General features: G+C 67.7%; 12 protein-coding genes. 3 read left to right on the top strand and 9 right to left on the bottom strand.

Annotated features, from left to right (window positions below; all coding sequences use genetic code 11):
* The first annotated feature begins 104 nt into the window (after positions 1–104).
* Positions 105–755 carry an ACT domain-containing protein gene (locus NI2_RS21085; RefSeq protein ID WP_067493223.1) on the top strand — a complete coding sequence of 217 codons (651 nt, stop codon included), beginning with the start codon at positions 105–107 and terminating at the stop codon, positions 753–755.
* On the opposite strand, the gene NI2_RS21080 is transcribed toward NI2_RS21085, so the two are convergent.
* The 3 genes from NI2_RS21080 to NI2_RS21070 all read right to left on the bottom strand — a co-directional run bounded on the left by NI2_RS21080 (position 748) and on the right by NI2_RS21070 (position 2879).
* The gene (locus NI2_RS21080) at positions 748–1266 is read right to left on the bottom strand and encodes a GNAT family N-acetyltransferase (protein ID WP_067493221.1); all 519 of its coding nucleotides are present in this window, start codon (positions 1264–1266) and stop codon (positions 748–750) included. The two genes, NI2_RS21085 and NI2_RS21080, sit on opposite strands and share 8 nt — an antisense overlap.
* Positions 1267–1331: 65 nt before the next feature.
* Positions 1332–1676 (bottom strand): hypothetical protein, encoded by a 345-nt coding sequence (locus tag NI2_RS21075; RefSeq protein WP_067493220.1) that lies wholly within the window; start codon positions 1674–1676, stop codon positions 1332–1334.
* An 18-nt stretch (positions 1677–1694) separates the two neighbouring features.
* Positions 1695–2879 carry an AAA family ATPase gene (locus NI2_RS21070; RefSeq protein ID WP_243749712.1) on the bottom strand — a complete coding sequence of 395 codons (1185 nt, stop codon included), beginning with the start codon at positions 2877–2879 and terminating at the stop codon, positions 1695–1697.
* Positions 2880–3440: 561 nt separating this feature from the next.
* On the opposite strand from NI2_RS21070, the gene NI2_RS33940 reads away from it, so the two are divergent.
* Positions 3441–3581: a hypothetical protein gene (locus NI2_RS33940; RefSeq protein ID WP_157104674.1), complete on the top strand. Its 141-nt coding sequence runs from the start codon at positions 3441–3443 to the stop codon at positions 3579–3581.
* Positions 3582–3603: 22 nt separating this feature from the next.
* On the opposite strand, the gene ligA is transcribed toward NI2_RS33940, so the two are convergent.
* The 6 genes from ligA to NI2_RS21035 form a co-directional block, all read right to left on the bottom strand.
* Positions 3604–5718, bottom strand: coding sequence for an NAD-dependent DNA ligase LigA (gene ligA, locus NI2_RS21060; protein WP_371851994.1), 2115 nt, complete (start codon positions 5716–5718; stop codon positions 3604–3606).
* 60 nt (positions 5719–5778) lie between these two features.
* Positions 5779–6210: a type II toxin-antitoxin system VapC family toxin gene (locus NI2_RS21055; protein ID WP_208115309.1), complete on the bottom strand. Its 432-nt coding sequence runs from the start codon at positions 6208–6210 to the stop codon at positions 5779–5781.
* On the bottom strand, positions 6203–6442 hold the full coding sequence (locus tag NI2_RS21050; RefSeq protein ID WP_067493448.1) for an AbrB/MazE/SpoVT family DNA-binding domain-containing protein: 240 nt from the start codon (positions 6440–6442) through the stop codon (positions 6203–6205). Before NI2_RS21050 ends, NI2_RS21055 begins: the two co-directional genes overlap by 8 nt.
* 66 nt (positions 6443–6508) lie before the next feature.
* Complete coding sequence (locus tag NI2_RS21045) at positions 6509–7576, bottom strand: methionine synthase (protein ID WP_084476577.1); 1068 nt, start codon at positions 7574–7576, stop codon at positions 6509–6511.
* A 38-nt stretch (positions 7577–7614) separates the two neighbouring features.
* On the bottom strand, positions 7615–8730 hold the full coding sequence (mnmA, locus tag NI2_RS21040) for a tRNA 2-thiouridine(34) synthase MnmA (RefSeq protein WP_067493214.1): 1116 nt from the start codon (positions 8728–8730) through the stop codon (positions 7615–7617).
* Positions 8730–9935, bottom strand: a complete 1206-nt coding sequence (locus tag NI2_RS21035) for a cysteine desulfurase family protein (RefSeq protein ID WP_067493213.1) — start codon at positions 9933–9935, stop codon at positions 8730–8732. Before NI2_RS21035 ends, mnmA begins: the two co-directional genes overlap by 1 nt.
* 316 nt (positions 9936–10251) lie before the next feature.
* Between NI2_RS21035 and NI2_RS21030 the strand changes: the two genes are divergently transcribed.
* On the top strand, positions 10252–11442 hold the full coding sequence (locus NI2_RS21030; RefSeq protein ID WP_067493211.1) for a serine hydrolase domain-containing protein: 1191 nt from the start codon (positions 10252–10254) through the stop codon (positions 11440–11442).
* The last annotated feature ends 44 nt before the right edge of the window (positions 11443–11486 follow it).

Here is an 11486-nt window from a genome sequence, read left to right as displayed (position 1 = left end):
CGATGGGGTCATACTCGAGTCGAGATCCCCCGGTTGGGGGTGTAAGTATTGCTTCACCGGGTATTCGTCTCGAACAGCCTCGGCCGTCAAGGAAAGGAACGCACGTGTCATACCTGCTCCGCGTGCAACTTCCGGATCGACCGGGAAGCCTCGGTTCCCTCGCATTGGCACTCGGCGGAGTGGGCGCGGACATCCTCTCGCTCGACGTCGTCGAGCGCGGCGCGGGATTCGCCATCGACGATCTGGTCGTCGAAGTGCCAACCGGCGCACTGCCCGACACCCTCATCACCGCCGCCGAATCCGTGCGCGATGTGAGTGTCGACTCCATCCGCCCGTACTCCGGCGTCCTCGACACCCATCGCGAACTCGAGCTGATCGATCAGGTCGCCGGCGCGCGCGACGACCGCATGCAGGTCCTCGTCGACGGGGTGCCACGGGTGTTACGGGCGGGCTGGTCGACCATCATCGCGCTCGGCCCCTCGGGCGCCTACCGGGTGGTCGGCAGCCCGAGTGCCCCTGAGACACAAGCGGGTTCGGCTCCGTGGATGCCCATCGAGAAGCCGATGTGGCTCGACGGCGAAGCCGAATGGGTGCCGCAGATCTGGCGCGACATGGACACCAAGCTGGCGGCCGCACCGCTCGGCGGGTCCGGTAAGGCGCTGCTGCTCGGCCGCCCGGGCGGTCCCGATTTCCGCCCGTCCGAGGTCGCGCGGCTCGGCTACCTCGCCGGCATCGTGGCGACCGTGCTCAACTGAGCGCCAACCGCATCACGAACAGCGGCAGCCCGTCGTCGGTGCTCCAATTGCGTTCGGGCACAGCGACGAAGCCGAGACGCTCGTAGATGCGATGCGCGTCGACCATGGTGGACATGGTCGTCAGCGCCACCGCCTCGTAGCCGCCCGCCTTCGCCTCCTCGATCACGGTGCGCACCAACGCCGTTCCCACCCCGAGGCCACGCGCCCGCTTCGACACCGCGAGCATCCGGAACTCGAGTTCGCCGGGGCGGGCGATCTCGGCGTAGGGGCTGCCGGGTTCGGCGATGGTGAGCGATCCGACGACCTGCCCTTCGTGCAGGGCGACGAGCACCTGTGCGTGCGCGGCCCGGTGCGCCGCGTCACCCAGTTCCCGCGTGTAGTCGTTGTCGGCGGGTACATACCCGTCGCCGACGTACACGTCGACGGTGAGGGCGGAGATGGCGTCGTATTCGTCGGGCTGCGCGGTCCGGATCTGCGGACCGCTCGCTGTTGCGTGGTTGTTGCCGTGCATTCCCGCATGATCGCACCCGGGCGGCTGTGAGCTTCGACGCACCCGTCCCGGCTACCGGGACCGTCTCAGCTACCGAGATATGGGCGCAGGCCCGGGTGCTGCGCGGACCAGCGGTCGGGGTTGCGCGGTGAGTAGACCACATCGAGCTGGTCGCCGATCGACGGCCACTGCGCCGCGTCCCACGCGAACCGCCCGTACACGACCTTCGCGGGCACCGACGGGCCGGTGATGGTTCCGGTGATGGTCACGTAGTGCTCGCCGGTCATGGCGGGCAGCGGGCTCACCCCGGTCACCGACAGCGACCCGTGCTCGACCTGAACTCCGCCACCGCCGCCACGCCTGGTCAGGAGGGCGCCGATCATGACCACGAGCATCGTCACCATGGCCGCCGCCATCACCACTTCGAGCATGACCCCATGGTAGGCCGACTACAGACCGACGAGTTCGCTGACGCCCTGCGTCCGCCGCACCTGCCACACCGCCGTCCTGGTGCGCTGGGACCGGCCGTTGTTACGGTCGATGAGCGCGCGATTCGCGGTGGTGTAGATCAGCTGGGCGCCGCGAGCGTTGGTCTCCGGGTTCTGGAACAGCTGCACCAGACGGTCGGTCTCCTCCACCGGCAGGCCCGCACCGAGATCGTCGACGGCGAGGACACCGCCGGTGTCGAGCGCCTCGAGCATCGCGGGCAGCACCCGCAGCAGTGCGCGGGTCGCGGTCGATTCGTCGGCCAGGTCGAACGCGATGTCGATGCCCTCGTGCACCAGGCTCAGGCCGGGGCCGCGCCGGTCGACCATGCGGCGGTAGAGGGTGTCGCGGGCGGCACGCAGCGTGCTCAGTTCTCGTTCCACGAGAACGGCATCCGCGCCACCCTGGTCCAGTTGTGCTGTGAGCGAGGCGATTCCGGCATCCATGTCACGCAGGTAGTCGGCGTACATCGGGTCGTGCTCGGCGATCAGCAGATCCTCGATACCCAGATCGGCTGTGCGCAACAGCATCAGCAGGCGCGCGGCGTTGTCGGGCGAACGAGAGATGTGGCTGCCGAGCTCGTACGCCAACGCCTCCACACCGATATCACCCTGCTGCACTTGCAGATTCGCCGCGAACCAGCGATAGGCGGGTACCAGAGCCTCCGCGTACAACTGACCGGCCAGGCTCAGCAGCAACGCGTTCGGCCGCAGCAACGGCACCAGCGCCGTCACCCCGTATCGGGCCGCCTCGAACATCGGGCCGATCTTGACCTGATCCCCGTTGCGCTCGAACACGATTCGCTTCCGCGAACGCGGATGGGTGTAGAGCCACTCGGCGATCACATCGGCACTGTCGAGGCGGAAGCCGTAGGTATACGGAACGCCTTCCGCCACGAAACCGGCCACGAATTCGGTCGGCCGATCGGCAAATCCGAGATGCGGCCGACGCACCGGACCCGCGTACGGATCCCACCCGCTCACCGAATTCAAGACGGCATCACGCATCTGCGCGAGCGCGTCGACCACACTGGTCTTCCCCGACGCCGCGACGCCGTACACCGCCGTCACCGGCACCGCGAGCGGTCCACCGGCCCCCTTGGTCAGCCGCAATTGCTGCGCCTCGGCCAAAGACCCATGATTGGCCACCTGAAAACTCCGCAACAAGTGCTCTTCCGCCTCTCTATTCCGCCTCCCCGAGAATCTAGGCCAGATTCAGGTGGGGGGAGACTCCCGTTGGCGGCCAGACCATGTAGCAGGTCACCGTCGCCCGTTCCCGGTGAGTTACCCATGTTCTCACCTGCTGTCGACGCGACAGTCGATGCCCGAGGCCTCGAACAGACGTCAGAAGGTCTGTGTGGACCGACGGTAGCAGGCGTCATCGGCACCCTGGGCAGTTGAGAGTCGCTGGGTCTAGGCGGAAGTGTCCAGGTTTGCGATCGTGTGCATGTCGCGCGCGGGGGTGTGGGTCTGGCGTAGTCTGGCCGAAAATCGGTGAGAGGCGGAGCTGCAGTGATGATTCGTGGGCTGGTTGTTGCGGCGTTGGGGGCCGGGGCCGTGGTTCCGGTGCTGATGGTAGGTGCGCCGAGCGCGGCGGCCGATCCCTGTCCGGACGGGACCGCACGGGTGTTCCTCGGAAACTCGACGAACAGTTGCCAGGGGGCCGGGACCGTCAGCTACACCGAGGCGCCGGTGTCGAAGGTGTGCTCGATGACCGGTAGCGACGTCGTCGTCGACATCGAGGGCAACTCGAAGAAGACGCACCGGCACGTGGAACTCACCAACGGCCAGTGCGCCCAGTTCGACATCCGCACCCAGATGGCGAACACGGTCACCGTCACCCCGAGCTGAGCCGAACCCGGCCCGGGGGTCGCTACTCGGCTTCTGATTCGGCCGGTGCGCTGACCGCTTCCGGCCCTTGCTCGAGCAGCAGACGGAAACCGTCCTCGTCGAGGATCGGAACACCGAGTTCTTCGGCCTTGGCCGCCTTGGAACCGGGCGAATCGCCGATCACGACGAACGCGGTCTTCTTCGACACCGAGTTCGCCGCCTTGCCGCCGCGGACCAGGATCGCCTCCTTGGCACCGTCGCGGGTGAAGGTCTGCAGCGAGCCGGTGACCACGATCGACAACCCCTCGAGGGTGCGTTCGATGGAGGCGTCGCGCTCGTCCTCCATGCGCACACCGGCGGCCCGCCACTTGTCGACGATGGCGCGATGCCAGTCGACGGTGAACCACTCCACCACGGCCGCGGCGATTGTCGGACCCACGCCGTCGGTCGACGAAAGTTCTTCCACCGTCGCGGATTCGATGCGCTCGAGGCTGCCGAACTCGGCGGCCAGCGCGCGGGCGGCGGTCGGGCCGACGTGCCGGATGGACAACGCGACCAGCACCCGCCACAGCGGCCGGTCCTTCACCGCCTGCAAGTTTTCGAGCAGCCGCCTGCCGTTGGCGGACAAGCCGCCTTCCTTGTTGGTGAACAGCGGAACCGACAGCAGTTTCTGCTCGTCGAGGTCGAACAGATCGCCTTCGTCGGTGATGGCGCCGGAGCGCAGCAAAGCGTCGGCCGCCTTGTCGCCGAGCGCCTCGATGTCGAAGGCGCCGCGCCCGGCGAGATGGAACACCCGCTCGCGCAGCTGGGCGGGGCAGAATTGCTGGTTGGGGCAGCGGATGTCGGCGTCGCCCTCTTTCGCGGGCGCCAATTCGGTGCCGCAGTTGGGACAGTGGGTGGGCATCACGAACTCACGTTCGTCGCCGGTGCGGGCGTCGACAACCGGGCCGAGCACCTCGGGGATCACGTCACCGGCTTTACGGATGGTGACGGTGTCGCCGATCAGCACACCCTTGCGCTTCACCTCCGAGGCGTTGTGCAGGGTGGCCATCGCGACCGTCGATCCCGCGATGGTGACGGGTTCCATCACGGCGAACGGGGTGACTCGCCCGGTGCGGCCGACGTTCACCTCGATGTTCAGCAGCGTGGTGGTCGCCTCTTCCGGCGGGTACTTGTAGGCGATGGCCCAGCGCGGTGCACGGGAGGTGGAGCCGAGGCGCCGCTGCAACGCCATCTCGTCGACCTTGATGACCTGCCCGTCGAGCTCGTGCTCGATGTCGTGGCGGTGCTCACCCCAGTAGGCGACCCGTTCGATCACCGCGTCGACGCCCTGCACCAGCCGAGTGTGCTCCGACACCGGCAGTCCCCACGCGGCGAGCGCCTGATAGCCCTCGTGCATGGAGATGGGGCGATAGCCCTCGATGCGACCGAAGCCGTGGCAGATCATCCGCAGCCTGCGCTGGGCGGTGATCGCGGGGTTCTTCTGGCGCAGCGAGCCGGCGGCGGTGTTGCGCGGGTTGGCGTAGGGCGGTTTGCCTTCGGCCACGATCTGGGCGTTGAGCGTCTGGAAATCCTCGAGCCGAAAGTACACCTCGCCGCGCACCTCGAGCAGTTCCGGGATGGGGAACTGCTCGGTGGCGGTGAGTTCGGTGGGGATGTCGTCGATGGTGCGGGCGTTGAGGGTGACGTCCTCACCGGTTCGCCCGTCGCCGCGGGTGGCGGCACGCACCAGTCTGCCGTTCTCGTACACCAGGTTCAGGGCCACACCGTCGATCTTCACCTCGCACAGGTAGTGCAGGTCGGGACCGGTTTCGACCTCCACGCGGGCGGCCCAGGCGCGCAGTTCGTCGAAGTCGAACACGTTGTCCAGCGACAGCATGCGCTCGAGGTGGTCGACCGCGGTGAACTCGGTGGCGAATCCGCCGCCGACCAGCTGGGTCGGCGAATCGGGTGTGCGCAGATCGGGGTGCGCCTCCTCCATCGCCTGCAGTTCACGCAGGAGCGCGTCGAACTCGTCGTCGGTGATGATCGGCGAGTCCCGCACGTAGTAGCGGAACTGGTGCTCACGCACCTCGTCGGCCAACTGCTGCCAGCGCACCCGCTGCTCGGGGGTGGCACCTTCGGCACTCACGGAAACCGCGCTGTCGCTCTCACTCACACCCAGCACATTAGTGGAGGCCACCGACACTTTCGGCGACCGTTCCCGCACGTCGCGGCCTCATACCGGCGAGATGACCTCGACGGTGGGAAAGTAGCTGCGATAGCGTGCCGCATCACGAGTGAGCAGCCGGTATCCGCTGATCGCGGCGTGCGCACCGATATAGAAGCCAGGCAGAGGTGACCGCTTCTCACCGCCCCGCCGACGGTAAGCGAGAAAGGCCCGAGCAGCCAGAAAGGCCGCGTCCCACGGCAGCGGTTCACGCTCGAACGCCTGAGGCGGCAACGCGGCCTCCACCGCTTCCTTCGTCGAATAGCCGATCGAGACCTCCGCGTAGATCAACGGATTGATCACCACTCGCCCGGAGTTGCGAGCGGCGGACAACTCCGAAGCCGACCATTGTTCCCAGGTGGGGTCGCCGTCCAGCACATCAATGAGCACACAGCTGTCGACCAACGTGGTTCGCCGCAGGGCGGTAACTGATTCAGTCACGCAGCAGCGCCATGATCTCGTCGGTCGTCAACTCCGCGACCTCAGGATTGTCGAATCGATGCCGACGCATCTGGCGAACGAGCCGCTCGCCGGGGCTGTCCTCGCCACCACGAACCACGATGCGCAACGCGCCGCCGTCCTCGATCACGTCGAGTTCGTCGCCTTCTTTGAGATTGAACTTCGCCCGCAGCTCAGCGGGGATGGTGACCTGGCCGTTCGCGTTCATGCGCATGTCGGACTCCATCTATTAGGCAACTACGTAATAGATGGTACCTCTGATGAGCCGACCAGCGGAAAGCTATTCGGAGTTGATCGACTCCGGGTCCTCGGTGAACGCGCGGGCGACGTCGGTGCTGAGAGAGAGGGCTTTGCGGGCCCAGTCCAGCGGTGCGCCTGCCAGCCCGCACCCCGGGGTCGCCAACACCTGAGTGGCCAGGGTGGTGCGCGGAAAGCCGAGGCGGTCGATCAGGCGGACGGCGGGTTCCGCGATCGCCCGCCAGGTGGTCGGCGCGGCCGGTTGCTCCGTCGGAACGAGGCCGAGAGCGATCTTCTTGCCGCGGTCCACGATGTCGCCGAGGACGTCGAGGTCGGCGGTGGTAATGGTGGAGGCGTCGAAGGAGATTCCGGCGGCGGCGGTGCGGCCGATGGTGGCGAGGGCGGGCCGAGAAGCGCAGGTGTGCAACAGAACCGGGGCGCTCTGGGCGTCGATCACCGTGTCGAGGATGCGTAGCGCCTCGGGTTCGGGCAGAGCGCTGATCGTATTGAGGATGCTCGGGCCACGCAGCGAGCCGTCGAGGACCGTGGTGAGCTGCGGTTCGTCGAGCTGGATGACAACCTCGGCGCCGAGCCGCCTGCGCACCTCGTCCGCATGCCGTGCCAATCCCTCAGCGAGGGATTCCGAAAGATCGCGCACCGCACCGGTATCGGTGAGGATCCGATGCCCACCGGGGAGTTCCACCTCAGCGGCCAGAGTGAGCGGTCCGGCCGACTGCAGCTTCACGACGCGGCCGGTACCGACCAGACCTGTTGTCTCCCACGCCTCTTCGATGGCGTCGAGGTCGAACTGGAGCAGATCGCGCGCTCGGCGTGAAACAGCACCGGGACGGGCGGCCAGCCGGTATCCGCGCGTTGTCGAATCGAAGCGCAGGTCCACCAGCAAGGCCGAAACCCGGCCGATCATGTCGGCGCCGATTCCGCGCTGCGGCAGTTCGACCAGGTGCGCGAGGTCGGGCAGTTCACCGATGATCGTCGCGGCGGCTTCCCTCGGATCGGTGCCCGGCCACGACCCGATGCCCGTGGCGATGCCGCCGACGAGCAGGTCCGCGGGCGCGCTCTCCTCGAAGTTTTCGCTTCGCGACAATGTCACGTGCACAACACCTTTCGTGTCGTCGAACGGCGCGCTCCTCAGGCGGAAGCGTCGGTGATCCCCGCGTCGACCCCGGCGCGATCGGTGCCGTTGATGGTGCCGCTGCCGACCACGGTGTCGCCACCGTCGGCATCGGGCAGGTAGACCACGATGGCCTGACCCTTCGCGACGCCGCTGAGCGGTTCATGCAGCCGCGCGACCAGCCCGTCACCCACCGGTTCGACCACAGCGGGCGCGGTGCCGCCGTGGGCGCGCACCTGCACCACGCACTCGACCGGTTCGGTCGGGCGCACACCGGAGGTCCAGATGGCGCGGTCGGCGGTGATGACGTCGACCTGCAGGTCTTCCACCGAACCGACCTTCACCGTGCCGGAATCGGGGTCGATCCCGGTGACGTAGCGAGGCTTGCCGTCGGCGGCGGTGTGGCTCAGGCCGAGGCCCTTGCGCTGACCGACGGTGAACCCGTGCACGCCTTCATGAGTGCCGAGCACGGTGCCGTCGGAATCGACGAGCGCACCGGGCCGGATGCCGATCTTGGCGCCGAGGAACGCCCGGGTGTCGCCGGAGGGGATGAAGCAGATGTCGTGGCTGTCGGGCTTGTTCGCCACGGCGAGACCCCGCTCGGCCGCTTCCTCCCGGATACGCGGCTTCGGGGTGTCGCCGACCGGGAACATGGCCCGGGACAGCTGCTCGGCGGTGAGGACCGCGAGCACATAGGACTGGTCCTTGTCCGCGTCGACCGCGCGGCGCAGCACACCGTCTTCGAGGCGGGCGTAGTGCCCGGTGACCACGGCGTCGAAGCCGAGGGCCTGCGCGCGGTCGGCCAGGGCGGAGAACTTGATCTTCTCGTTGCAGCGCAGGCACGGGTTCGGGGTCTCGCCCGCGGCGTAGGCGGCGACGAAGTCGTCGATCACGTCTTCTTTGAAGCGGTCGGCGAAGTCCCACACGTAGAACGGGATGCCGAGCACATCGGCGGCGCGGCGGGCGTCACCGGCGTCTTCCTTGGAGCAGCAGCCACGCGAGCCGGTGCGCAAGGTGCCCGGCGACGCGGACAGCGCCAGGTGCACCCCGACCACCTCGTGACCGGCGTCCACGGCCCGCGCCGCGGCCACCGCCGAATCGACTCCACCACTCATGGCGGCAAGTACTCGCATCAGGCACCTCCTCTAGCGCCGGCCAGACCCGCGGCCCTGGCCCTTTCGATGACCTGCGGCAGCACGGTCAGCAATGTGTCGATATCGGATTCGGTCGAGGTGTGGCCCAGCGAGAACCGCAGCGAACTGCGCGCCTGCCACGGCTCGACACCCATGGCGATCAGGACGTGACTCGGCGAGGCCACCCCCGCGTTGCACGCCGAGCCGGTCGAGCATTCGATACCGGCGGCGTCGAGCAGCATCAGCAGGGAGTCGCCCTCGCAACCGGGAAAGGTGAAGTGGGCGTTGCCGGGAAGTCTGCGTTCGTCGGCCGGACCGTTGAGCACAGCGTCGGGTTCCAGCGCGAGCACACCGGCGATCAGCTTGTCGCGCAAGCCTTTCAGTCTGTGTGCCGCCTTGACGGAGGCGGCGCGCAGGGCGGCGGCGAAGCCGACGGCGGCCGCCACGTCGGAGGTTCCCGAACGCAAGTCGCGTTCGTGCCCGCCACCGTGGATCAGCGGCACACAGGGCACCTGCCGACCCAGCAGCAGCACGCCGACACCGTGCGGACCGCCGACCTTGTGCCCCGCGACGCTCAGCGCGGCCAGCCCGCTCGCCCCGAAATCGACCGGAACCTGGGTCACCGCCTGGATCGCGTCGCTGTGCATCGGAATGTCGAATTCCTGTGCGACGGCAGCCAATTCGGCGATCGGCTGGACGGTGCCGACCTCGTTGTTGGCCCACATCACGCTCACCAGCGCCACTTCGTCACCGTGCGCCTCGAGCACTTCGCGCAGCGTGTGCGGCGACACCACACCCTCGCCGTCGACGGGCAACCAGCTCACCTGCGCACCCTCGTGCTGCTCGAGCCACTCCACCGCGTCGAGCACCGCGTGATGCTCGACGGAGCTCACCACCAGGCGGGTCCGGCGCGGATCGGCCGCCCGACGCCCCCAGAAAATCCCCTTGATCGCGAGATTGTCGCTCTCGGTGCCCCCAGAGGTGAAGATCACTTCCGACGGCCGCGCCCCCAACTCAGCGGCGATCGACTCCCGCGCCTCCTCGAGCGTCCGCCGGGCGGCCCGCCCCGACCCGTGCAGCGACGAGGCGTTCCCCACCATCCCCAAGGCAGCCGTCATCGCCTCGACAGCGGCAGGCAACATCGGAGTGGTCGCCGCATGATCGAGGTAGACCGTCTTGGGCGCACCCGAATAAGCCGACTTCATGACCGACAAAGCCTATACCACCGCTGACCTGGTCATCTTCGGGGTCCACCCCTGCTTCCTACGATTTTCTCGGACTCGTCCACGACTCTCAACACGCATCACACCTGTCTGTATTCCTGGATCGCCATTCCTGGATCGCCGGCAAGAGGCCCGGTGAGCAGGCGTGGTGGTGCTGGCACTACCACCTCGGGGCAGCAGGCGGGAGCCCGTATTCGGGTGCGCGTGGCATGGGCGGGCGGGTTGTCGATTCCTAGGCTCGAAATCGTCGGAAACGCACCGATGATTTCCGGCTCGAACAGGAGAAAAGACACTGCTCATGAACCGATTTCGGTGGAACTCCGGTAAAGCGGGCCTTTCAGTTGTTGTGGTGGGTGCGGTGCTCGCGGTGGCCGCGTGCGGGGGTGGGACGTCGGTGGGGGCATCGGACGAGGTGGTGACGATGCCGCCGCCCGCGGTGGCCGCCGCGATGGACGCGGTGGTTCGCCAGGGATTCCCAGGTGTCCAGGTGGTGATCGATGGGCCCGGCGGGCATCGGACGTTCAGTGCGGGCGTCGGTGACCTGGGCACCGGCGCACCGTTCCCGGACGACGCGCGCGTCCGGATCGGGAGCAACACCAAGACCTATGTGACCACGGTGATCATGCAGTTGGTCGCCGAGGGCAAGGTCGACCTGGACGCGTCGATCGAGCGCTACCTGCCCGGGGTGGTGCGCGGCAGCGGCAACGACGGCAACCGGATCACGGTGCGGCAGATGTTGCAGCACACCAGTGGCGTGCCCGACTATCTCGGTCGTGGCTCCGGCGACGGCATCACAGCCCAGGATTCCGAACAGCTCGATCCGGACGAGGAGGCGCTGCGCTGGCAGCACTTCGAGATGAACGAGCTGGTCCGACGGGCGATGACGGCACCGCCGCAGTTCGAACCGGGCGCGAAATCGGTGTATACGAACACCAACTACCTGCTGGCCGGCCTGCTGATCGAGCGGGTGACGGGCAATCCGGCCGCCGACGAGATCGGGCGCCGGATCCTCGAGCCGCTCGGTCTGCGCGACACCTATGTGCCCGCTTCCCGCGAAACCGGCATCCGCGGCCCGCATGCCCGTGGCTACCAGCGGGTCGACGGTGAGCCGGTCGATTTCACCGACTTCGACCCGTCCTGGGCCGCCACCGCCGGTGACATGGTCGCCACCGCGACCGACCTGAACCGCTTCTTCATCGCGTTGCTGTCCGGAAAGCTCGTGCCGCCCGCGCAATTGGCCGAGATGCAGCGCACCGTGCCGTTCGACCGGATGCCGGGCGCGGACTACGGACTGGCGCTGATCCACCGAACAGCGCCGTGCGGTGCGCAGGCGTGGGGGCACGGCGGCAGCATTCCCGGCTTCGCGACCCGCAACGGCGTGACGGCCGAGGGCACCGCGGTGACCGTCACGGTCAACCAGTTGCCGACCAGCGACGAAGAGGCCGACGCGGTGGACAGCGTGCTGGACGCCGCCCTGTGCGCTTCGTGATCACCAGTTACCAAGACCTATGCGGCCGAACAACTTACGAGGAG

The organism is Nocardia ignorata NBRC 108230 (assembly GCF_001612905.1).
GTDB lineage: Bacteria > Actinomycetota > Actinomycetes > Mycobacteriales > Mycobacteriaceae > Nocardia > Nocardia ignorata.
The sequence above is the reverse complement of the archived record's forward strand: the minus strand, read 5'-3'. Positions and strand labels throughout refer to the sequence as shown.

What these genes read in the sequence shown, in the direction of transcription:
- NI2_RS21075 (WP_067493220.1), bottom strand. Translation starts at nt 1,676, where the DNA reads ATGCTCGAAGTGGTGATGGCGGCGGCCATGGTGACGATGCTCGTGGTC.
- NI2_RS21030 (WP_067493211.1), top strand. Translation starts at nt 10,252, where the DNA reads ATGAACCGATTTCGGTGGAACTCCGGTAAAGCGGGCCTTTCAGTTGTT.
- NI2_RS33940 (WP_157104674.1), top strand. Translation starts at nt 3,441, where the DNA reads ATGACCGGTAGCGACGTCGTCGTCGACATCGAGGGCAACTCGAAGAAG.
- NI2_RS21080 (WP_067493221.1), bottom strand. Translation starts at nt 1,266, where the DNA reads ATGCACGGCAACAACCACGCAACAGCGAGCGGTCCGCAGATCCGGACC.
- NI2_RS21035 (WP_067493213.1), bottom strand. Translation starts at nt 9,935, where the DNA reads ATGAAGTCGGCTTATTCGGGTGCGCCCAAGACGGTCTACCTCGATCAT.
- NI2_RS21050 (WP_067493448.1), bottom strand. Translation starts at nt 6,442, where the DNA reads ATGCGCATGAACGCGAACGGCCAGGTCACCATCCCCGCTGAGCTGCGG.
- mnmA (WP_067493214.1), bottom strand. Translation starts at nt 8,730, where the DNA reads ATGCGAGTACTTGCCGCCATGAGTGGTGGAGTCGATTCGGCGGTGGCC.